This window comes from Kitasatospora sp. NPDC051853 (assembly GCF_044452665.1).
In the GTDB taxonomy this organism is placed as follows: domain Bacteria; phylum Actinomycetota; class Actinomycetes; order Streptomycetales; family Streptomycetaceae; genus Kitasatospora.
On record NZ_JBITBY010000005.1, the window covers coordinates 352,738 to 373,718 of the forward strand.

Sequence of the window (20,981 nt, forward strand, 5' to 3'; positions counted from 1 at the left end):
TGGGGTGGGGTGTGGTTGTTCTTCGGCGCTGGGGTTTCTGTTCGTCCCCTGCCCCCCCCCGCGGGGGGCCGGGGGGCGCGGCCGCCCCCCCCCCGCCCCCCCCCCCCCCCCCCCCCCCCCCCCCCCCCCCCCCCGCCGCGGGTCAGGCCGGCAGGCGCGGCGTGCGCAGCGGCTCGGTCCGGCGCTCGCCGGTCGCCTCGAAGGCGGCGCCGAGGGCCAGCAGGGCGTTGTCGTCGTAGGCGCGGCCCGCGAAGGTCAGGCCGACCGGCATGCCGGTGTCGGCCATGGTGCCCATGGGCACGGTCACGGTGGGGATGCCGAGGTGCCGGGGCACCAGGTTGCCGTTGGCGACCCAGACGCCGTTGCGCCAGCCGAGCTCGGCCGAGGCCTCGTTGACGTCCATGTCGGCCGGGCCCACGTCGGCCAGCGCGGGGAAGACCACCGCGTCCAGGCCGAGCCCGTCCATCCACTGCTCCAGGTCGACCCGGCGGGTCTCCTCCAGCCCGCGCAGGCCCTCCTCGACGTGCGGCATGTCGGTGAAGGAGGCGTACGGACGCTCCGCCACGAAGCACGGGTACTCGCCGATGGTGTCGTCGAACCCGGCGTAGCGGTCCGGGAGTTCGCCCTGGTGCTTGGGCCAGATCCGGTCCGCGTCCACCTCGGCGATGCTCGGCAGCGCCGGGTCGCCGTTGGCGCGCAGGAAGTCGTCCCAGGCCCAGGCGGAGAGGTCCTCGATCTCGACCTTGAGGAAGTCGCGGCTGACGAGGCCCCGGGTGAGGAGCGAGGGCGCGCCGGGGCGGTCGGCCTCGTAGTTGGAGACCACCGGGAAATCGACCTCGACCACCTCGGCGCCGGCCTCCTCCAGGTCCCGGCGGGCGGCCTCCCACAGGGCGATCACCGAGGCGCGGGTGTCGACCCGCTGCCCGGTCTGGCCGCCGATGCCGCCCTCGGGGTTGGTGCCGGCCTCGGGGTCGGCGTTGATGTACATCGTCGGGACGCCGACCCGCTTGCCGGCCAGCGCGGCGCGCGCGGCCGCGGCGTCGGCGGGGGCGAGCGCCGGGTAGGAGGCCGGGCGGACCTCGGAGGCGGCCGGGAGCTCCACCCACGGCTGGGCGCGCCACAGGTCACCGCGGGTCTCCGCGTCGTCGGCCACCACGACGTCCAGCAGCTCGAACAGGTCGGCCATGGTGCGGGTGTGCGGGACCACCACGTCCATGGTCGGCACCAGCGGCCAGTTGCCGCGGACCGAGATCACGCCGCGGCTGGGGGTGTAGGCGCAGAGCGCGTTGCTGGAGGCCGGGGCGCGGCCGGAGGACCAGGTCTCCTCGCCGAGGCCGAAGGCGCCGAAGGAGGCCGCGGTGGCGGTGCCCGAGCCGTTGGAGGAGCCGGAGCCGTAGGCGCTGGTCAGCCACTCGGCGTTGTAGGGGCTCTCCGCGCGGCCGTAGACCCCGCGCTGCATGCCGCCGTTGGCCATCGGCGGCATGTTGGTCAGGCCGATCAGCACGGCGCCGCCGGCCCGCAGGCGCTCGATCGCGAAGGCGTCGCGCTGGGCCACCAGGTGCTCGAAGGCGGGCGAACCGGCCGCCGCCGTCAGGCCCTTGGCGAGGTAGCTGTCCTTGGCGGTGTACGGGATGCCGTCCAGCGGGCCGAGCGTCTCGCCGCGGGCGCGGCGGGCGTCGGAGGCCTCGGCCTCGGCGCGGGCCTCGGGGTTCATCACGACCATGGAGTTGAGCGCGGTGGCGGTGCCGGGGCGGTCGTACGCCTCGATCCGCGCGAGGTACGCCTCCAGCAGCTCGACCGCGGTGGTCTCGCCCTTCTCCAGTGCCGCGCGCAGGCTGGCGATACCGGCTTCCACAACATCGAATCCGCGCGTCATTGCGGGTCTCTCCTGGCAGGTCGGGTCAGCAGGGAACGTACTGACTAGATTTTCAGTCTAGACTAATGGTCTAGGTCGACGAGAACCAGGACGGGGCCATGGTCGAGAGGAAGCGCCAGCCGAGCGGCGACGAAGCGCGGGGCCGGGCGATGCGGGCCGCCATCGGCGCCATCGCCGAGAAGGGCCCGGCCGGGGTGCGGATGGCCGACATCGCCGCCCGCGCGGGGATGAGCACCGGCCACATCCTCTACCACTTCGGCCGCAAGGACCGGCTCCTGCTGGAGGTCCTCGCCTGGAGCGAGGCCGACCTCGGCGCCCGCTTCGAGGAGGCCGCCGAGCAGGCCGCCACCGCCACCGAGAAGCTGGCCCTGTTCGTCCGCTACTACCTCCCGCGCGGAGAGGGCGACGAGCGCTACGGCCTCTGGACCCACATGTTCGCCCGCCGGCACGACGACGCGGGCCGCAAGCTCCTCACCGAGCTCTCCGACACCTGGGACGCCCGGCTGGAGGCCGTCGTCCGGGAGGGCCAGTCCCGCGGCGAGTTCACCCCCGTCGACCCCGTCGACTTCACCATCCGCGCCGTCGCCATGCTGAACGGCATCTCCGCCGACATCATGTTCGGCCGCCCCCGCTGGCAGCAGGCCTCTCCCGACGCCTTCGCCATCGCCGCCCTGGAGCGCGAACTCCGCACCGGCTGACCAGCCGTGACGCCTCGTCAGCCGGTGACGGCGGCGGTGACGGCGGCGGCAGGGGCGGGGGCGAAGGCCTCCAGCGACTCGGGCACGGTCTGGCCGCCGTCCACCGTGAGGGTCTGCCCCGTGATGAACGCGGCCCCGTCCGAGGCGAGGAAGCAGACGGCGTGGGCGACGTCGGCCGGCTCCCCCAGCCTGCCGAGCGGGACCGAGGCCGCCATCCGGCGCAGGTAGTCCTCGCCCAGCGCGTCCAGGCCCTCGGTGCGCACGTTCCCCGGCAGCACCGCGTTCACCGTGATGCGCGACGGGGCCAGCTCCAGGGCCGCGCCGCGCAGGAAGCCGAGCTGGCCGGCCTTGCTGGCGCCGTAGTGGGACCAGCCCGAGTATCCGGTGGTGGGGCCGGTGATCGAGGAGGTGAGGACGACCCGCCCGTGCCCCGCGCGCTCCATCGCGGGCAGGCAGGCCCGCACGGCGAGGATCGAGCCGCGCAGGTTGACCGCGAGGACCTCGTCGACGTCGGCCGCCGTCATCTCCCGCAGCGGCCGCTCGGGGAAGATCCCGGCATTGGCGCACAGGACGTCGACGTGCCCGTGCAGGCGCTCCGCCAGGGCCGCCACCTCCTCCATCGCCGACGGGTCCCGCAGGTCGGCCGCGGCTCCCGCCACCCGCCCGCCGGTCGACCGGACCAGCGCCCCGGCCACCTCCCGCGCGGCCGCCCCGTCCCGGCCGGTCACCACCACCGCAGCCCCGAGGCGGGCGAACCGCTCGGCGATCCCCCGCCCGATGCCGCGCGTCCCGCCCGTCACGACGACCGACCGCTCCCGCCAGGGGGTGCTGTCCATGACCTGCCCTTCCTCGTGCCCGCCACGTCGCGCTCACCCTACCTCACTCTCCGTAGTCGGTGATCGCGAGTTGAAGAATTCTTCACATGCCTAGATGATGCAGTCGGCATGACGAGGGAGGAGCGAACGGTGAGCGACGTGTTCGACCAGGAACTGCGGGATCAACTCGCTGAGGCACGAAGGGAGTTGGCACTGGCCCGGACGGCCGGTGACGACGACGGGGTGCAGGCGTACCAGGGGCGGGTCAGGCAGCTGCTGCGGATCGCGGGGCAGTACGGCATCGCGCTCGCCCCCGCCACGGACGAGGAGGGCTGACGGCCGTGGCCGCCGTTCCGCTCTACCAGCTGAAGGCGGAGTTCTTCCGCACCCTCGGCCACCCGGCCCGGATCCGCGTGCTGGAGCTGCTCCAGGACGGCCCGCTGCCGGTCCGCGACCTGCTCGCGGCGCTGGAGATCGAGGCCTCCAGCCTCTCCCAGCAGTTGGCGGTGCTGCGCCGCAGCAACCTGGTGACCGCCACCCGCGAGGGCAACACCGTGGTCTACGAGCTGAGCACCCCGGACGTGGCCGAGCTGCTGCGGGCCGCCCGCCGCATCCTCACCACGATGATCACCGACCAGGGCCACCTCCTCGCCCAGCTGCGCGGCCCCGAGGAGAGGTCGGCGTGAGCGCGGCGGGGAAGCCGGTGGCGGGACGCGCCCGGGCCCGGGTGCGCGCGGTCCTGCCGGACAGGGCCGCCCTGAGGTCGATGGGGCGCTCCCCGCGCAGGGACCTGCTGGCCGGCCTCACGGTGGCGATCGTGGCGCTGCCGCTCGCGCTCGGCTTCGGCGTCGCCTCCGGTGCGGGCGCCGAGGCCGGGCTGGCCACGGCGGTGGTCGCCGGGGCGCTGGCCGCGGTCTTCGGCGGCTCGGACTTCCAGGTCTCCGGGCCGACGGGCGCGATGACGGTCGTGCTGGTGCCGATCGTCCACGAGTTCGGCGTGCCCGGGGTCCTGACGGTGGGTCTGCTCTCCGGCCTGCTGCTGATCGCCCTGGCGCTCGCGGGCGCCGGACGGTTCATGGCCTACGTACCCGCCCCGGTGGTGGAGGGGTTCACCCTCGGGATCGCCGGGGTGATCGGCCTCCAGCAGGTCCCCGCCGCCCTCGGGGTGGAGCCGGGCGGGGCCGGGAACGTGCTGGCCGGCGCCTGGCAGGCCCTCGGCGACTTCACCCTCCACCCCGACCCGGCGAGCGCGGGGCTGGCCGCGGGCGTCGCGCTGGTCATGCTGCTCGGTGCGCGCCTGCGCCCCGGGGTGCCGTTCTCCCTCCTCGCCGTCGTCGCCGCGACCGCGGTGGCCGGCCTCGCGCACCTCGACGTGGCGACCATCGGCCACCTCCCCTCCGGACTCCCGGCACCCTCCCTCGCCTTCCTCGACCCCTCCTCGGTACCGCACCTGGCGACGGCCGCGCTCGCGGTCGCGGCCCTGGCCGCCCTGGAGTCCCTGATGTCCGCCACCGCCGCCGACGCGATGAGCGTCTCCGAGCGCCACGACAGCGACCGCGAACTCTTCGGCCAGGGCCTGGCCAACCTCGCCGCCCCGCTGTTCGGCGGCGTCGCCGCCACCGGCGCGATCGCCCGCACCGCCGTCAACGTCCGCTCCGGCGCCGCCTCCCGCCTGGCCGCCCTCGCCCACGCCGCCGTGCTCGCCGTCGTCGTCTTCGCGGCCGCACCGCTGGTCTCCGGCATCCCACTGGCCGCCCTGGCCGGGGTGCTGATCGCCACCGCCGTCCGGATGGTCGAGGTCGCCTCGCTGCGCGCGATCGCCCGCGCCGGACGGGGCGAGGCCGCGATCCTGGCCCTCACCGCCGGCGCCACCCTCGCCTTCGACCTGGTCACCGCCGTGATCGTCGGCCTGGTGGTGGCCGGGGTGCTGGCGCTGCGTCAGGTCGCCCGCACCGCCGCCCTCGCGCAGGAACCGCTGCACACCGGCCCTCCGCCGGGCGGACACCGGAAACAGGAACAGGCCCTGCTCGCCGAGCACATCGCCGCCTACCGGATCGACGGCCCGCTGTTCTTCGCCGCCGCCCACCGCTTCCTGCTCGAACTCGCCGAGACCACCCCCCTGCGGGCGGTCGTCCTGCGGCTCTCCCACGTCACCGCGATCGACTCCACCGGCGCCCTCGTCCTCGCCGACGCCATCACCAAGCTCCGGCGCCGCGGCGTCCTCGTGCTGGTCTCCGGCGTCCGGGACGAGCACCGCCGCACCCTCGACGCGCTCGGCGTCCTCGACGCCCTGGAGGTCGAGGGCCTGGTGCTGGCCACCACCCCCGAGGCCATCGCCCGCGCCGAGCACCTCACCGACGCCACCCACCCGAAGACCGCCCCGAGGACCGCCCGATGACAGGAGCCCCCACCGTGACCCGCAGCGAGACCGACGGCGTGCGCGACGAGAAGGCCCGGCGGAAGCAGATGTGGATCCGCGCCTCCGTCTACATCGCGGGCACCCACCTCTTCGCGGGCTTCGTCATCCTGCTCTTCGCCCTCGGCAACCGCCACTGACCCCGGCCGGGAGCGAGGCCCGGTACGGGGAACGCGGGGGGCCTTGCATGCATGACTTTACTAGTTGCTAAGATTGGCAACTGCGAGGGATGGAGGAGGCCCGGATGCGCGGGTCTTCGGGAATCCGGCCGGCGACGCCGACCGCCACGCGCCCGTCCGGGGACGTGCGGTCGCCCCGGGCGTGCGGGAGGCGCCGCCACCACGGCCGCCCGTGCCCCGGGCCTCCCCCGTTCTCCCGCCCCGCGGGAGGGCCCTCGCACAGCCGCGGTTGCTAAGGTCTCGGGTGATGACGCACTCCCAGGACCAGCCCCATCCCGAGGCGGTGACGACGTGAAGGACGCGCAGCACCGCGCGCCGTCCGTGACCCGCGCGCCGCTGTACCAGCTCAAGGCCGAGTTCTTCAAAACCCTCGGCCACCCCGTACGCATCCGCGTCCTGGAGCTGCTGAGCGAACGCGAGCACGCCGTCGCCGAGATGCTCCCCGAGGTCGGCGTCGAACCCGCCCACCTCTCCCAGCAGCTCGCCGTCCTGCGCCGCGCCCAGCTCGTCACCACCCGCCGCGAGGGCTCGACGGTCCACTACCGCCTCACCACCCCCGAGCTCGCCGACCTCCTCAAGGTCGCCCGCTCCATCCTCGGCGGCGTCCTCACCCACCAGGCCGGCCTCCTCGACGACCTCAACGACACCACCGGGACGGGCACCCCGGCCGGGACGGTGTGACGAAAGTCTGACGTCCCCCCGCCTTCCCTGGTCACCGGCGTCCCCAGCTGGTCGAATCGGACCCATGACGCACGAGGACGGAACGGAGCCCGCTGGGGCACCGGTGGGGCGGCGGGTGGTGCTGGCGATGCTGGGGCTCGGCGCGGCGGGGGTCGCGGCCGGGCCGTGGCTGCAGCGCGGGGTGGACGCCGTCGTCAGCAAGGACCCGACCGGGGTGACCGGGCTGCTGCCCGGCGGCAGCGGCTTCCGGTACTACTCGGTGGTCGACTCCGTCCGCCCCCGGACGGCCGACGACTACACCCTGACCGTCGACGGTCTGGTGGACCGCCCGACGACGTACCGGCTGCCCGAGCTCCAGGCCCTGCCCCAGCGGCGGATCGTCCGGGACGTGCAGTGCGTGACCGGCTGGCGGGTGCCCGCCACCCCGTTCGAAGGCGTCCGCCTGGCCGACCTGCTGGACGCCGCCGGGGTGCGGGACGGGGCCGCGGCCGTCCGGTTCAGCTGCTTCGACGGCGCCTACACCGAGAGCCTGACGCTCGATCAGGCCCGCCGCGAGGACGTCCTGCTGGCCCTGCGGATGCAGGACGCCCCGGTCAGCCACCAGCACGGCGGCCCGGTGCGGCTGTACGTCGCCCCGATGTACTTCTACAAGTCCGCCAAGTGGCTCTCCGGCATCACCCTCACCCCCGCCGTCGAACCCGGCTACTGGGAGCACCGCGGCTACGACACCGACGCCTGGGTCGGCCGCTCGAACGGACGCGACGATGCCCCGACCTCCTGAGCCCGCCCCGGCGCCCGGCCGGGTGCGCCGCTTCACCCCCGCCCAGCGCCGGGTCCACCGGGCCACCGCCGCCCTGATGCTCACCTGCCTGGCCACGGCCGCCGTCCTCTACCTCCCGTCACTGTCCCAACTGGTCGGCCGCCGGGGCCTGGTGCGCACCGTCCACGAGTGGGCCGGCCTCCTCCTCCCGGTGCCGCTCCTGCTCGGACTGGTCTCCCGGGCCCTGCGCGCCGACCTCACCCGCCTCAACCGCTTCACCGCCGCCGACCGCACCTGGCTGCACGCCGTCCGCCACGGCTCGCCGCACCGCCCGGCCGGCAAGTTCAACGCCGGCCAGAAGCTCTACGCCGCCTTCACCGCCGGCGCGGTCCTGGTCATGCTCGGCACCGGCCTGCTGATGTGGTTCACCCACCTCGCCCCGCTCCCGGTGCGCACCGGCGCCACCTTCGTCCACGACTGGCTCGCCACCGCCCTCACCCTCGCCGTCACCGGCCACGTCTGGCTGGCCGTCCGCGACCCCGAGGCCCGCCGCGGCATGCGCACCGGCACCGTCTCCCGTACCTGGGCCGCCCGCGAACACCCCGACTGGGAACCGGAGGAGGGGTCCGCGCCGGGCGGAGGTCCAGTGTGAGGCCCTGACACTCCACCCGTTCGCGCCGGGCCGGTCGGCGCCGGTCGGGACCATCGACCCCGGTGGAGGGGCCCTCATGGCCCTGGGGGCCGGGTCCGTCCCGGGCGGAAGCTGGTCCCGGCCCCGAGCGCGGTGCTCCGGGGCCGGAGGACGAGGAGGGTATCCGCCATGGAGCGAAGCCTGTTGGTCGGGGTCGACGGTTCGCCCGAGAGCCGGGCCGCGGTGCGGTGGGCCGCGGAGGAGGCGGTGCGCCGGGGCGCGAAGCTGTGGATCGGCCACGTGCGGACCTGGCTGGACGACGTGCACGCGGCGCCCGAACAGCCGGACGGCGTCCGGGGGTTGACGGCGCGGCTGCTGGACGAGGCGGCCGACGAGGCGCACCGGGTGAGCCCCGGGCTGACGGTGCGGACGGAGCTGCTGGTCGGCGGTGCTCCGGCGGAGGTGCTGGTGCGGGCCGCCGAGCGGGCCGAGCTGCTGGTGCTGGGTTCGCGCGGGCTGGGCGGCTTCGCCGGTCTGGTGGTGGGCTCGGTCGGCCTGGCCGTGACGGCCCGGTGCGAGCGGCCCACCGTGCTGGTGCGCGCCTCGGCCGTCCGGCGGTCGGACGCGGCGCAGGACGACGAGGTCCACTGGACGGGTGAGATCCACCGCACCGGCGAGGTGGTGGTCGGCGTGGACAGCCGGGACCCGTCGCCGGAGACGCTCGCGTTCGCCTTCCGCCAGGCCGGGTCGCTCGGCACCGGGCTGCGCGCGGTGCACGGCTGGGAGCCGCCCGCCTCCTGGGGGTACGCGGGCTGGGTGCCGCCGCACGAGACCTGGGAGCAGTTCGGCACCATCGAGGCCGACCTGCTGGAGAAGGCCGTCGCCGACGTGCGCGACCGCTACCCGGACGTGCCCGTGGTCCTGGACGCCCGGGCCGGGACGGCCGCCGGTGCGGTGGTGGAGGCCTCGCACGAGGCCGCGCTGGTGGTGGTCGGCCGACGCCGCCGGCCGCACCCGGTGGGGATGCGGCTCGGCCCGGCCGCCCACGCCGTGCTCCACCACGCGCACGCGCCGGTCGCGGTGGTGCCGCACGACTGAACCACCGGCGGGCCGGGCGGGCCTGACGCGGTGTCGGGCCGGGACAGGGTCGGAAGGCCCTGTCCCGGCCCCGGCCGTCCGGCGGATACTCCTCGCAGGATCCACGCCCGGCTGCGGGCCCGCGTCCAGGAGGGACGATGAGCGACGACCAGGACCCCACCGGGATCACGGTGTTCCTGCTGGACGACCACGAGGTGGTCCGCCGGGGCGTGCGGGACCTGCTGGACGACGAGCCCGGCATCAGCGTGATCGGCGAGGCGGCCACCGCCGCCCAGGCCCTCGCCCGGGTACCGGCCCTGCGGCCCGACGTGGCCGTGCTCGACATGCGCCTGCCCGACGGCGACGGGGTGACGGTCTGCCGCGAACTGCGCTCCCGGATGCCCGGTCTGGCCTGCCTGATGCTCACCTCCTTCGACGACGAGGAGGCCCTGCTCGACTCGATCCTGGCCGGGGCCGCCGGCTACGTGCTCAAGCAGATCGCCGGCACCGACCTGATCACCGCCGTCCGCACGGTCGCCTCCGGCCAGTCCCTGCTCGACCCCGGCGCCACCACCCGGCTGCTCGGGCGGCTGCGCAGCGACGCCACCCCGAAGGAGCCGGCGTACCCGCTGCTGACCAGCCGCGAGCGCGAGGTGCTGGCCCTGGTCGGCGAGGGGATGACCAACCGTCAGATCGGCCAGCGGCTCTACCTCACCGAGAAGACCGTCAAGAACCACCTCTCCCGCCTGCTCGCCAAGCTCGGCGTCGAACGCCGCGTCCAGGCCGCCCTGATCGCCACCGACGCCCTGGCCGACCAGCCCGCCCACCCGCCCCGCCGCCGCTCCGCGTAGCTCCGGCCGGAGGGGACGCCGAGGTTCAGACGGGGCGGACGGCGCGCGGGCCGACCACCTCGGCGCCGAGGGCGGTGACCCGGGCGCGGAGTCCGCGGTCCGCGGTGACGACCAGACAGGCCCGCTCCGGATCGGCGGTACGGGCCGCCCCGACGAGCTCGACGATCCGGTCGTCGCCGCTCCCCGGGGCGTCGACCACCCGCACCCCCGGAATCCCGCACACCCTGCGGGCGGCCCCCTCCACCACCAGGACCACTTCCAGCGGGCCGCCGTACGACCGGCCCGGGACCCGGTCGGGCGCCAACCCGTGCTCCGCGACCGGGGCCAGGGCGTCCCGCAGCCGCTGCGCCGCACCACGGCGGTCGCGCCACCAGCCGTCCGGCACCGAGCCCACCACGTTCGCGGCGTCCACCACCAGCAGCGGCGCGCGCTGCGCGCCGACGTCCACACCGTCCCTGTCCATGACCCGGAAGCCTGCCACGGACACCGGTGCGGCACCGGTGCGGCACCGGTGCGACGGCCGGCGCACGGGCCGAGGGGCGGGGCCTCAGAGCTCCAGCGGGGCCGTCCAGACCAGCCGGGTGCCGCCGCCGGCCGGGGTCTCCAGCTCGAAGGTGCCGCCGAGGCGGGCGGCCCGTTCGGCGAGGTTGCGCAGGCCGCTGCGGCGGCCGCCGGCCGGGATGCCGGTGCCGTCGTCCTCGACGGTGAGCAGGACGCGGCTGCCGGTGGCCCGGAGGGAGACGGCCACCCGCTTCGCACCCGCGTGGCGGGCGGCGTTGCTGAGGGCCTCGCCGAGGACGGCGAGCACGTGCTCGGCGGTCTCGGCCGGGACGTCGGTGTCGAGCAGTCCCTCCATGGCGAGTTGGGGGGCGAAGCCGAGGACGGCCTGGGCGGCCTCCGCCGTGCGGACGGCCCTGGCCCGCAGGCCGTCCCGGCCGGGTTCGTCGCGGGCCCGGAGGCCGAAGATGGTGGAGCGGATGATCTTGATGGTCTCGTCCAGGTCGCCCACCGCCCGGAGCACCCGCTCGGCCGCGCCCGGGTGCTCGATCAGGCGCGCCGCGCTCTGCAGCGTCATCCCGGTCGCGAACAGCCGCTGGATCGCCAGGTCGTGCAGGTCCCGGGCGATCCGGTCGCGGTCCTCCAGCATGGCGAGCTGTTCGGCCTCGCGCCGCCGCGAGGCCAGCTCCAGGGCCAGGGCGGCCTGGTCGGCGAAGCCGAGCAGCGGGCCGATCTCCCGTTCCGTGAACGGCGGTTCGCCGCTGTGCCGGGCGAGCAGCAGGACCCCGTCCACCTGCCCGGAGGAGCGGCCGAGCGGGACGGCCACGGCCGGGCCGAGCCCGGCGAAGCGGCGCGGGCCGCCGGAGAGCGCGGGGTCGCCGGCCAGGTCGGGCGTGGTGACGGGCACGCCCCGGGCGAAGGCCTGCCCGGAGAGGGTCTCCGCCATCGGCACCGTCAGGCCCAGCCGCCGCGCCGCCTCGCCCCCGGCGGCCACCTCGACCCGCAGCGCCTCGCCGGGACGGGGAGCACGGCCCGGGCCCGCCGGCACCGAGACGTCGCCGAGCTCCGCCCCGGCGATCTCCCGGGCCCGCTCCACGATCAGTTCCAGCACCTCGGAGCGCGAACCGCCGGAGAGCAGGCTGCGGGTGATCTCGGCGCTGGCGGCGAGCCAGCGCTGCTGCCGCTGGGCCTCCTCGTACAGCCGGGCGTTGTCGATCGCCACTCCGGCGGCCACCGCCAGGGTGGAGATCACCGCCTCGTCGTCGGTGTCGAACTCCTGGCCGCCGCGCCGGTCGGTGAGGTAGAGGTTGCCGAACACCTCGCCGCGGACCCGGATCGGCACGCCGAGGAAGGTGCGCATCTCCGGGTGGTGCGCCGGGCAGCCGGTCGAGGCCGGGTGGGCGGTCAACTCGGCCAGCCGCAGCGGCTCCGGACGGTGGATCAGCTCGCCCAGCAGCCCCCGGCCGGTCGGGTAGCGGCCGATCCCGGCGATCTCCTCCTCGGTCAGACCGACCGTCAGGAACTGCGAGAGCGTCGCGCCGTCGGGCCCGACCACCCCGAGCGCCGCGTACCGGGCGTCCACCAGCTCGGCGGCGGTCTCCACGATCCGGCGCAGCACCTGGGTCAGGTCCAGCTCCCGGCCGACCGAGAGCACGGCCTCCATCAGGCTGTGCACCCGGTCCCTGGTCCCCCGGACCGCGTCGATCCGCGCCTGCAGCTCCTCCAGCAGTTCGTCCAGCCGGAGCTGCGGCAGCGGCGTCCGCGCCCTGTCCCCACCCATCCGTTGCCTCCTCCGGCCCGTACCGTGCCCCGCCGCACCCCGCCGCACCCCGCCGCACCGGGCGCCGGGTCCGGGCAGCACCACCCTAGCCAGCGGCCCGACGGCCCGTCAGACGGCCCCGGCCGCGCCGCCCGTCAGTGTTCGGGCACCACGGCGACCGGCCCCTGGGCGTGGTGCAGGGCCGCCTGGACCACCGAGCCGAGGTGGGTGCCGACCGGCAGGTGGCTGTCGTGGCGGCCCAGCACCAGGAGGCCCCGTCCGGCGGCGGCGTCCAGCAGGGTGAGCGCGACGGGGCCGGGCACCACCGACTCGGTGATCTCCAGGCCCGGGTAGCGGCCGCGCCAGGGGGCCACCGCCTCGGCGACGGCGCGGCGGCGGTCCCGGTCGAGCTCCGCCTCCGCCGGGCCGAGCGACGCGAACGCCAGGTAGTCGCTCCCGCCCGCCGGGTGCCAGGCGTGCACCACGCGGAGCCGGGCCGAGCGCGCGGCCGCCGTCCGGCAGGCGAAGTCCACGGACCGCTCGCCGGGGTGACGCAGGCTCAGGCCCACCACCACCTCGGCCCCGGCCCGGTCGCCGACCGGCTCGCCCGACCGGACCAGGACCACCGGGCAGTCCGCCCGGCCCAGCACCCGGCGGCTGACCGAGCCGGTCAGGAAGCCCCGCAGCGCACCGAGGCCGTGCGATCCGAGCACCAGCATCGAGGAGCCCCGCCCCGCCTCGACCAGGACGTCCACCGGATCGCCCGGCACCTGAGTGCCGGTCACCTCGGTGCCGCCGCCCCGCTCCCGCAGGCCGTCCGCCTCCGCCGCCAGGCCCTCCCGGCCCCAGCGCACCGCGTCCTCGCGGCCGAGCACGTGCTCGCCGGCCCAGGGCCAGGCCTGGACCAGGCGCAGCGGCACCTTCCGCTTCCCCGCCTCGTGCGCGGCCCAGCCCGCGGCGGCGATGCTCGCGGGAGAACCGTCGTACCCGGCCACGATCGTTCCGGTCATGGTGTGCTCCTCGGTCCGGCGCGTCCACCTCCATGGTCCGCCCGTCCCGCGCCCGGCCACGAACCCCGGCCCGCGGCCCGCAGAGCCCGGCCCGCAGGTCCCGGTCCTCAGGTCGCGACCCGCAGCGCCCAGTCCGCGGGCCCGGCCGGCGGGAGGTGCCGGGCGAGGCCGGGCGTGCGGAGCAGGGCGCCGTCGGGGAGGACCGCGAAGGCCTCGACCCCGGGACGTTCCCCGGCCCAGGCCAGGCCGGGTACGGGGCCCATCGCGCAGACGGCGGTGGCCCAGGCGTCGGTGCGGGCCAGGCCCGTACCGGGGTCGCCGACCAGGGTCAGCGAGGCGAAGCCGAGGGCCGGTCGGCCGGTGGACGGGTCCAGCACGTGGGCGCCGCGTTCCGCCGTCCCGGAGGTGGCCACGGCGAGGTCGTGTCCCGTGAGCACCGTCGCCAGCGCGCCCGGGCGCAGCGGGTGGGCGACCCCGATCCGCCACGGCCCGCCCGTCGTCTGGACGTCCCCGCCGCCGCTCACGCAGTGCTGCCGGGAGCCGGCGGCCCGCAGGATCCGGCAGGCCTCCTCGACCGCCCAGCCCTTCACCCAGCCGCTCGGGTCCAGCCGTCCGCCGGGCCGGGCGGAGAACCGGCCACCGGTCTCCCGCCCGGTCTCCGCACAGCGGGCCAGCACCTCGGCCACCTCGGGGTGGCAGTCCGTCAGTTCCGCCTCGCCCCGGGCCAGCCGGCTGATCTCGCTGCCCTCCCGGTGGGTGGAGAAGCGGGCGTCGATCTCGTGCAGCCGGGCCACCAGCCGCTCCAGCGCGGCGGCGGTGCGCGGGCCGGGGTCCCGTACGGTGACCGAGAAGACCGTCCCCATCACGTGCTCGGCGTGCTTCACGGTCCGCTCCGGTCCCGTGCTCACCGGCCCGCCCGGTCGAGGGCGCTCTGCAACGAGCGGGCGTACCCGTCGCTGGTGTAGGTGGCCCCCGACACCACGTCGATGTCGGCGCTCTGGGCGGATATCGCCTCCTGGTTGAGGACCGGGACGGCGGAGGAGTTGATCTCCCGGTCGCGGCGGTCCTCGGAGGGGTACCGGACCGCCTCCACGGCGGTGATCCTGGTACCCGTCAGGGTGACCTTCACCTGCACCGGCCCGTACCGGGTGTCGACGGCGTCACCGGTCACCGACCGGGTGGTGGCCGACGCGTCGGAGGCGTCCCCGGAGGCGGCGGGGGCGGGTGTCCCGGAGGCGGGTGCCCCGGAGCCGACCGCCGCGGGCGGGGTGCTGTCGTGCGGCTTCAGCGAGAGCAGCAGGACCACCCCCGCGGCGGTGGCGGTCCCGGTGACGACGGCTCGGCGCATGACGGCTCCTCAGAACGCGAACGACTCGTGGTGGATGCGGCCGGCCCGCACCCCGGCGGCCCGCAGCGAGCGGACCGCCTCGGCGGTCATCGGCCCGGGCCCGCAGAGGTAGACCTCGTGCCCGGCCAGGTCCGGGACCAGCCGGCGCAGCGCCTCGCCGAGGTCGCCGACCTCGGCCCGGCTGCCGGTCAGCGCGTGCACCCGGGCGCCCCGGCGGGCCGCGATCAGGGCCAGCTCCCGGGTGAACAGCAGGTCCTCGGGCCGGCCGGCCCGCTGCACCAGGGTCACCTCGCCCGGCAGCGTCTCGAACAGCGCGCGCAGCGGGGTGATCCCGACGCCCGCGCCGAGCAGCAGCACCTTGGGCCGCCGGTGCAGCCGCGCGGTGAAGGCGCCGTACGGGCCCTCGGCGCGTACCCGGGTGCCCGGGCGCAGGGTGGCCACCGCCGCGCTGTGCGGGCCGAGGTCCTTCACCGTGAAGCGCAGGTGGCCGGGGTGCGGCGGCGCGGAGAGCGAGTAGGGGTTGGCGGCCCAGCGCAGCCCGGGCGCCTGGAACTGCAGGCGGAAGAACTGGCCCGGCTCGGCCCGGAGCCGGTCCAGCCGCCGGCCGGTCAGGAAGACCGAGACCACGCCCGGGCCCTCGGGCCGGACCTCGGCCACCACCAGCCGGTGCCGCCGGTCGCGCAGCCACGGCAGGGCCAGCCGGTACCAGCCGAGCGCGGCGGCGGTGCCCAGGTAGAGCACGTACCAGACGGCCCGGCCGGGGGTGCCGCCGCCGAGGTCGGCGCCGGTGGCCAGCTGGTGGCCGAAGGCCAGCGCCACGGCGAGGTAGGCGGCGAGGTGGAGGTGGAACCAGAGTTCGTACGGCATCCGGCGGCGGGCCGCGCGGGCGGACACCGCGCCGGTGCCGAGCATCAGCAGGGTGCCCAGGGCGGCCTTGAGCATCCCGGGGAAGTGGAACACGATCTCCACGCCCTCGCCGAGCGGCCCCTGACCGTCCGTCAGCGCGTAGCCCCAGACGACCGTCAGCACGTGCACCGTCACCAGGGCGACCAGGTAGCGCCCGCCGAAGGCGTGCCAGCGCGCCAGCCGGTCGGCGCCGACCTCCCGTTCCAGGAACGGCAGACGGGCCATCAGGAGCAGCAGCACCGGCGCCGCGTACCCGGCCAGCAGCCCGGTGATCCGCCCGGCCCCGGTCAGCCACCCGGCCGCGCCGGTGACCGCGCCGGTGCCCTGCCACCAGAGCGCGAGGACGCCGAGCGCCCCGATCACGACCGCCGCCACCACCGCGGCGGGGACGGTGGCGACGGGGAAGCGGCGTGGCGGAGCGTGCGGCGGGGCGACCGCGGCCATGGCGGACTCCTCTCCGGGGGTACCGGGCGGCCGGGCGCCGCCGAGGAGTCAGACCCTGGCACCGGAATCTCGCAGTTCCCTGTGAATCCGGGCCGGCCGATGCCGCAGAATGCCTCACCGGACGGTCATGTGCGCAGCTCAGCGGCATGGTGGGGGCGGATTCCGGGCCGTGCCGATCTCACCGCATTCTCATCGTCCGCCGCCGCCCGGCCCGCACCGGGCGTTGAAACCCGGCCCCTCCCCCGCCAGAATCGGCGCATGGCAACCGCGCGCTGGCAGGACACCGTGATCGCCCGGAGCGACGAGACCGTCGTCGTCGAGGGGAACCACTACTTCCCGCTCGACTCGGTCCGGCGGGAGTTCCTCCTCCCGTCCGACACCACGAGCATGTGCGGCTGGAAGGGCACGGCCTCCTACTACACCCTCGACGTCGACGGGCGGACCAACCCCGACGCCGCCTGGTACTACGCCGACCCGCTGCCCGAGGCGGAGCACGTCCGCGGCCGGGTGGCCTTCTGGCGCGGGGTCGACGTCACCGAGCACTGAGCACCCGTCACCGGCCGCCTCGGCGCGGGCCGCTGGGGCCCCGTCAGCCGCGCAGGGAGCGGAGGTGCTCGCGGTTCAGGACCGAGATGCCGGTGAGGGGGATGCCCTTGGGGCAGGCGGTGGCGCACTCGCCGGTGTTGGTGCAGCCGCCGAAGCCCTCGGCGTCCATGGTGTCGACCATGGCGCGGACCCGGGAGGAGCGTTCGGGGGCGCCCTGCGGGAGGACGTTGAGGTGGACGACCTTGGCGGCGGTGAAGAGCATCGCCGAGCCGTTCGGGCAGGCGGCCACGCAGGCGCCGCAGCCGATGCACTCGGCGTGCTCGAAGGCGAGGTCGGCGGTCTCCTTGGGGACGGGGGTGGCGTGCGCCTCGGGGGCGGAGCCGGTGGGGGCGGTGACGTAGCCGCCGGAGCCGATGATGCGGTCCAGGGCGGTGCGGTCCACCACCAGGTCCTTGACCACCGGGAAGGCGCCGGCCCGCCAGGGTTCGACGTCGATGGTGTCGCCGTCGCGGAAGTGCCGCATGTGGAGCTGGCAGGTGGTGGTCCGCTCGGGGCCGTGGGCCCGGCCGTTGATGACCATGCCGCAGGCGCCGCAGATGCCCTCGCGGCAGTCGTGGTCGAAGGCGACGGGCACGTCGCCGCGCTGGATCAGCTCCTCGTTGAGGGTGTCGAGCATCTCCAGGAAGGACATGTCGGGGCTGATGCCGGAGACCTGGTAGGTGGTCATGGAGCCGGGGGCGTCGGGGCCGGGCTGGCGCCAGATGCGCAGGGTGAGGTTCACGCGTAGCTCCGCTGGGTGGGGTGGACGTGTTCGAAGTGGAGTTCCTCGCGGTGCAGCACGGGGGCCCGCCCGGTGCCGGTGAACTCCCAGGCGGCGGCGTAGGAGAACTCCTCGTCGCGGCGGGCGGCCTCGCCGTCGGGCGTGGCGCTCTCGGTGCGGAAGTGGCCGCCGCAGGACTCGGTGCGGTGCAGTGCGTCCAGGCACATCAGCTCGGCCAGCTCCAGGTTGTCGACCAGCCGGTTGGCCTTCTCCAGGGCCTGGTTGAGCTCGGCACCGCTGCCGGGGACCTTGACGCGCCGCCAGAACTCCTCGCGCAGCTGCGGGATGCGGGCCAGTGCCCGGCGCAGCCCGGCCTCGTCGCGGGCCATCCCGCACTCGTCCCAGAGGAGTTCGCCGAGCTCGCGGTGGAGCGAGTCGGGGGTGCGGTCGCCGTCCACGGCGAGGATGCGGGCCAGTCGGCCGGCGGTCTCGGCCTCGACGGCGGCGATCTCGGGGTGGTCGGCGGGGACGGGGGCGAGCGGGGTGGAGCCGAGGTAGTGGTTGAGGGTGGGCGGCAGCACGAAGTAGCCGTCGGCCAGGCCCTGCATCAGGGCGCTGGCGCCGAGCCGGTTGGCGCCGTGGTCGGAGAAGTTGGCCTCCCCGACGGCGAACAGGCCGGGCACCGTGGTCTGCAGGTCGTAGTCCACCCAGAGCCCGCCCATCGTGTAGTGGATGGCGGGGTAGATCCGCATCGGCGCGGAGTACGGGTCCTCGGCGGTGATCCGCGCGTACATCTCGAACAGGTTGCCGTACCGGGCCTCCACCACGTCCCGCCCGAGCCGGGCGATGGCGTCCGCGAAGTCCAGGTAGACCCCCTGCCCGCCGGGGCCGACGCCGCGGCCCTCGTCGCAGACCACCTTGGCCGCCCGGGAGGCAATGTCGCGCGGGACGAGGTTGCCGAAGGCGGGGTAGATCCGCTCCAGGTAGTAGTCCCGCTCCTGCTCCGGGATCGCGGCCGGCGGGCGGGTGTCGCCCTTCGCCTTCGGCACCCAGATCCGGCCGTCGTTGCGCAGCGACTCGCTCATCAGGGTGAGCTTGGACTGGTGGTCGCCGCTGCGCGGGATGCAGGTGGGGTGGATCTGGGTGAAGCAGGGGTTGGCGAACAGGGCGCCGCGCCGGTGGGCCCGCCAGATCGCGGTGGCGTTGGAGTTCTTGGCGTTGGTGGAGAGGTAGAAGACGTTGCCGTAGCCGCCGGTGGCCAGCACCACGGCGTCGGCCAGATGGGTCGTCAGCTCGCCGGTCACCAGGTCGCGGGCGACGATGCCGCGGGCCCGGCCGTCGACCACCAGCAGGTCCAGCATCTCGGTGCGGGCGTGCAGTTCGACGTTCCCGGCGGCGATCTGCCGGGACAGCGCCTGGTAGGCGCCGAGCAGCAGCTGCTGCCCGGTCTGGCCGCGGGCGTAGAAGGTGCGGGAGACCTGGACGCCGCCGAAGGACCGGGTGTCCAGCAGGCCGCCGTACTCGCGGGCGAACGGGACGCCCTGGGCCACGCACTGGTCGATGATCTCCACCGAGACCTGGGCCAGGCGGTGCACGTTGGACTCCCGGGCGCGGAAGTCCCCGCCCTTGACGGTGTCGTAGAACAGGCGGCGGACCGAGTCGCCGTCGTTGCGGTAGTTCTTGGCGGCGTTGATGCCGCCCTGGGCGGCGATCGAGTGGGCCCGCCGCGGGGAGTCCTGGAAGCAGAACTGCACGACGTGGTAGCCCTGTTCGGCCAGGGTGGCGCCGGCCGCGCCGCCGGCCAGGCCGGTGCCGACCACGATCACGGTGTGCTTGCGGCGGTTGGCCGGGTTGACCAGCTTGGCCTCGAACCGGCGCCGGTCCCAGCGCTCCTCGATCGGGCCGCCGGGGGCGGCGGTGTCGGCGATCGGCGCGCCGAGGGTGTAGTCGAGGTAGGTGCTCTCGGTGGAGCTCATCGGACCACTCCGGTCATCACGGCGACGGGGACGGACAGGAAACCGGCGGTGAGCAGCAGCGCGAGTCCGTTCGCGGCGAGCTTCAACCCCCGGTCGCGGCGCGGGTTGTTGGCGCCGAGGGTCTGGGCGGCGCTCCAGAAGCCGTGCCGCACGTGCAGGCCGAGGGCGAGCACGGCGAGGCAGTAGACACCGCCGCCGTACCAGGTGGAGAAGGAGGCCACGATGTTCTGGTACGGGTGGCCCTCCTCCCCCAGCGGGTTCACCGTCAGGGTGGTCAGGTCGAGGATGTGCCAGACGATGAACAGCCCGAGGATCACCCCGCCCCAGCGCATGGTGCGGGTGGCGTAGCTCGCCCGGCGGCGGGTGTGGGCGTACTTGACCGGACGGGCCTTCAGGTCGCGGCGGCTCAGCTGGTACGCGGCGACGCCGTGCGCGACCACGGCCGCGAGCAGCACGGCCCGGGCCAGCCAGAGGAACCAGCCGAAGTGCAGCAGCGGCTGTCCCAGGGTGCGCAGCCAGTGCGCGTAGCCGTTGATGTCCGCCGGCCCGAAGAACACCTTGAGGTTCCCGAGCATGTGGGCCACCAGGTAGAGCAGCATGACGAGCCCGCTGACCGCCATGACCGCCTTCTTGCCGAGGGTCGAGCGCCAGAGGACCGCCGGTGTGGACGGGCGTCCGCCCGTCCGAGTCGCGAGTGCCATGCCGGAAACGGTAGGGACCTTCGGCACGGTGCGTCCAAGACATGGTTCCGGTCCTGACGATAGGCAGTGCCTATGATGGGTGGGTGCAGTTCCAGCAGCTCCGCTACTTCACCGCCGTCGCCGAGACCCGCAACTTCACCCGGGCCGCCGAGCGGGAGCTGGTCGCGCAGCCCTCGCTCTCGCAGCAGATCCGTTCCCTGGAGCGGGAGTTGGGGGCGGAGCTGTTCCACCGCTCGCGGACCGGGGCCACCCTCACCGACGCGGGCGAGGCGCTGCTGCCGCTGGCCCGGCGCATCCTGGCGGACACCGAGTCGGCCCGGCGCGCGGTGCAGGAGACCGTCCAGCTGCGGCGCGGCCGGGTGCGCTTCGGGGCCCCGCCGAGCCTGTGCGTCAGCCTGGTGCCGGACGTGCTGCGCACCTTCAGGGCCGCCCACCCCGGGGTCGACCTCCAGCTCCGGGAGGGCGGCTCGCGCGGTCTCGAACGGGCCCTGGAGGCAGGCGAGTTGGACCTCGCCCTGGTGGTCCCGCCGGAGGGCGGCGGCCCGGCCGCGCTGGCCGTCACCGAGGTGCTGCACGAGGAACTGGTGCTGGTCTCCGCCACCGCCCCGGCCGCCGGGCGCCGGGCCCGGATCGAGGACCTGCGCGACCGGCCGCTGGTGATGTTCCGCGAGGGCTACGACGTCCGCGAGACCACGCTGGCCGCCTGCCGCCGGGCCGGCTTCGAGCCCGTCTACGCCGTCGAGGGCGGCGAGATGGACGCCGTCCTGGCCTCCGTCCGGGCCGGCCTCGGCCCCGCGGTCCTCCCCGGCATGGTCGCCGCCCGCTCCGGCCTGCACGTCAGCCCCTTCGCCCGCCCCGGCCTCGGCCGCACCATCGCCGTCGCCCACGGCCGCGAGGTCCCGCTCAGCCGCGCGGCCGCCGAGTTCCGCACGGCCCTGCTCACCCACCTCACCGAGGCCGCCCGCACCGGCGCCCTCCCCCCGGGCAGCCGCCTGCTGCTGCCCTGAGCCCCGCCCGGGGGACCGCCACCAGGGTTCCGCCGGCCGTCC

At 75.5% G+C, this 20,981-nt stretch carries 23 protein-coding genes; 12 read left to right on the top strand and 11 right to left on the bottom strand.

All coding sequences use genetic code 11. The annotated features are described in order from the left end of the window. Positions 1–142: 142 nt before the first annotated feature. A complete protein-coding gene (locus ACIA8O_RS16970; protein WP_396294611.1) occupies positions 143–1,876 on the bottom strand; it encodes an amidase in 1,734 nt (577 codons plus the stop codon). A gap of 98 nt (positions 1,877–1,974) precedes the next feature. On the opposite strand from ACIA8O_RS16970, the gene ACIA8O_RS16975 reads away from it, so the two are divergent. Continuing rightward, complete coding sequence (locus ACIA8O_RS16975; RefSeq protein WP_396294612.1) at positions 1,975–2,574, top strand: TetR/AcrR family transcriptional regulator; 600 nt, start codon at positions 1,975–1,977, stop codon at positions 2,572–2,574. 17 nt (positions 2,575–2,591) lie between these two features. Here ACIA8O_RS16975 and fabG read toward each other — a convergent pair whose 3' ends face one another. Continuing rightward, complete coding sequence (gene fabG, locus ACIA8O_RS16980) at positions 2,592–3,410, bottom strand: 3-oxoacyl-ACP reductase FabG (RefSeq protein ID WP_396294613.1); 819 nt, start codon at positions 3,408–3,410, stop codon at positions 2,592–2,594. A gap of 129 nt (positions 3,411–3,539) precedes the next feature. Between fabG and ACIA8O_RS16985 the strand changes: the two genes are divergently transcribed. From ACIA8O_RS16985 to ACIA8O_RS17025, 9 genes are all read left to right on the top strand, one after another. Continuing rightward, complete coding sequence (locus ACIA8O_RS16985; RefSeq protein WP_396294614.1) at positions 3,540–3,725, top strand: hypothetical protein; 186 nt, start codon at positions 3,540–3,542, stop codon at positions 3,723–3,725. Positions 3,726–3,730: 5 nt separating this feature from the next. Further along, positions 3,731–4,075: an ArsR/SmtB family transcription factor gene (locus tag ACIA8O_RS16990; RefSeq protein WP_396294615.1), complete on the top strand. Its 345-nt coding sequence runs from the start codon at positions 3,731–3,733 to the stop codon at positions 4,073–4,075. An 80-nt stretch (positions 4,076–4,155) separates the two neighbouring features. Beyond that, complete coding sequence (locus ACIA8O_RS16995; protein WP_396294828.1) at positions 4,156–5,787, top strand: SulP family inorganic anion transporter; 1,632 nt, start codon at positions 4,156–4,158, stop codon at positions 5,785–5,787. 14 nt (positions 5,788–5,801) lie between these two features. After that, positions 5,802–5,945, top strand: coding sequence for a DUF6126 family protein (locus tag ACIA8O_RS17000; protein WP_396294616.1), 144 nt, complete (start codon positions 5,802–5,804; stop codon positions 5,943–5,945). A 330-nt stretch (positions 5,946–6,275) separates the two neighbouring features. Further along, positions 6,276–6,665 (top strand): ArsR/SmtB family transcription factor, encoded by a 390-nt coding sequence (locus ACIA8O_RS17005; RefSeq protein WP_396294617.1) that lies wholly within the window; start codon positions 6,276–6,278, stop codon positions 6,663–6,665. Between the two features lie 64 nt (positions 6,666–6,729). Then, positions 6,730–7,446 carry a molybdopterin-dependent oxidoreductase gene (locus ACIA8O_RS17010; RefSeq protein ID WP_396294618.1) on the top strand — a complete coding sequence of 239 codons (717 nt, stop codon included), beginning with the start codon at positions 6,730–6,732 and terminating at the stop codon, positions 7,444–7,446. Continuing rightward, the gene (locus tag ACIA8O_RS17015) at positions 7,430–8,077 is read left to right on the top strand and encodes a cytochrome b/b6 domain-containing protein (protein ID WP_396294619.1); all 648 of its coding nucleotides are present in this window, start codon (positions 7,430–7,432) and stop codon (positions 8,075–8,077) included. The genes ACIA8O_RS17010 and ACIA8O_RS17015 overlap by 17 nt, the downstream gene beginning before the upstream one ends. Positions 8,078–8,245: 168 nt before the next feature. Then, a complete protein-coding gene (locus ACIA8O_RS17020) occupies positions 8,246–9,154 on the top strand; it encodes a universal stress protein (RefSeq protein ID WP_396294620.1) in 909 nt (302 codons plus the stop codon). 137 nt (positions 9,155–9,291) lie between these two features. Then, positions 9,292–9,984 carry a response regulator gene (locus tag ACIA8O_RS17025; RefSeq protein ID WP_396294621.1) on the top strand — a complete coding sequence of 231 codons (693 nt, stop codon included), beginning with the start codon at positions 9,292–9,294 and terminating at the stop codon, positions 9,982–9,984. Positions 9,985–10,009: 25 nt separating this feature from the next. Here ACIA8O_RS17025 and ACIA8O_RS17030 read toward each other — a convergent pair whose 3' ends face one another. From ACIA8O_RS17030 to ACIA8O_RS17055, 6 genes are all read right to left on the bottom strand, one after another. After that, complete coding sequence (locus ACIA8O_RS17030) at positions 10,010–10,447, bottom strand: NTP pyrophosphohydrolase (protein WP_396294622.1); 438 nt, start codon at positions 10,445–10,447, stop codon at positions 10,010–10,012. An 84-nt stretch (positions 10,448–10,531) separates the two neighbouring features. Continuing rightward, positions 10,532–12,262, bottom strand: a complete 1,731-nt coding sequence (locus ACIA8O_RS17035; protein WP_396294623.1) for a GAF domain-containing protein — start codon at positions 12,260–12,262, stop codon at positions 10,532–10,534. A gap of 134 nt (positions 12,263–12,396) precedes the next feature. After that, the gene (locus ACIA8O_RS17040; RefSeq protein ID WP_396294624.1) at positions 12,397–13,251 is read right to left on the bottom strand and encodes a universal stress protein; all 855 of its coding nucleotides are present in this window, start codon (positions 13,249–13,251) and stop codon (positions 12,397–12,399) included. Positions 13,252–13,358: 107 nt separating this feature from the next. After that, positions 13,359–14,114: an FAD:protein FMN transferase gene (locus ACIA8O_RS17045; protein WP_396294829.1), complete on the bottom strand. Its 756-nt coding sequence runs from the start codon at positions 14,112–14,114 to the stop codon at positions 13,359–13,361. A gap of 41 nt (positions 14,115–14,155) precedes the next feature. Continuing rightward, entirely contained in the window at positions 14,156–14,599 is a 444-nt protein-coding gene (locus tag ACIA8O_RS17050) for an FMN-binding protein (protein WP_396294625.1), read from the bottom strand. A gap of 9 nt (positions 14,600–14,608) precedes the next feature. Continuing rightward, entirely contained in the window at positions 14,609–15,949 is a 1,341-nt protein-coding gene (locus ACIA8O_RS17055; protein WP_396294627.1) for a ferric reductase-like transmembrane domain-containing protein, read from the bottom strand. A 258-nt stretch (positions 15,950–16,207) separates the two neighbouring features. On the opposite strand from ACIA8O_RS17055, the gene ACIA8O_RS17060 reads away from it, so the two are divergent. Next, positions 16,208–16,495, top strand: coding sequence for a DUF427 domain-containing protein (locus ACIA8O_RS17060; RefSeq protein ID WP_396294628.1), 288 nt, complete (start codon positions 16,208–16,210; stop codon positions 16,493–16,495). Positions 16,496–16,538: 43 nt separating this feature from the next. Here the strand turns inward: ACIA8O_RS17060 and ACIA8O_RS17065 are convergent, their stop codons facing one another. Genes ACIA8O_RS17065 through ACIA8O_RS17075 form a run of 3 tightly spaced genes read right to left on the bottom strand, consistent with a single transcriptional unit; the run spans position 16,539 to position 19,932 of the window. Beyond that, on the bottom strand, positions 16,539–17,276 hold the full coding sequence (locus ACIA8O_RS17065; RefSeq protein ID WP_396294629.1) for a succinate dehydrogenase/fumarate reductase iron-sulfur subunit: 738 nt from the start codon (positions 17,274–17,276) through the stop codon (positions 16,539–16,541). Further along, a complete protein-coding gene (locus ACIA8O_RS17070; protein ID WP_396294631.1) occupies positions 17,273–19,231 on the bottom strand; it encodes a fumarate reductase/succinate dehydrogenase flavoprotein subunit in 1,959 nt (652 codons plus the stop codon). Before ACIA8O_RS17070 ends, ACIA8O_RS17065 begins: the two co-directional genes overlap by 4 nt. After that, positions 19,228–19,932, bottom strand: a complete 705-nt coding sequence (locus tag ACIA8O_RS17075; RefSeq protein ID WP_396294632.1) for a succinate dehydrogenase cytochrome b subunit — start codon at positions 19,930–19,932, stop codon at positions 19,228–19,230. Before ACIA8O_RS17075 ends, ACIA8O_RS17070 begins: the two co-directional genes overlap by 4 nt. Positions 19,933–20,015: 83 nt before the next feature. On the opposite strand from ACIA8O_RS17075, the gene ACIA8O_RS17080 reads away from it, so the two are divergent. Continuing rightward, positions 20,016–20,939, top strand: a complete 924-nt coding sequence (locus ACIA8O_RS17080; protein ID WP_396294633.1) for a LysR family transcriptional regulator — start codon at positions 20,016–20,018, stop codon at positions 20,937–20,939. The last annotated feature ends 42 nt before the right edge of the window (positions 20,940–20,981 follow it).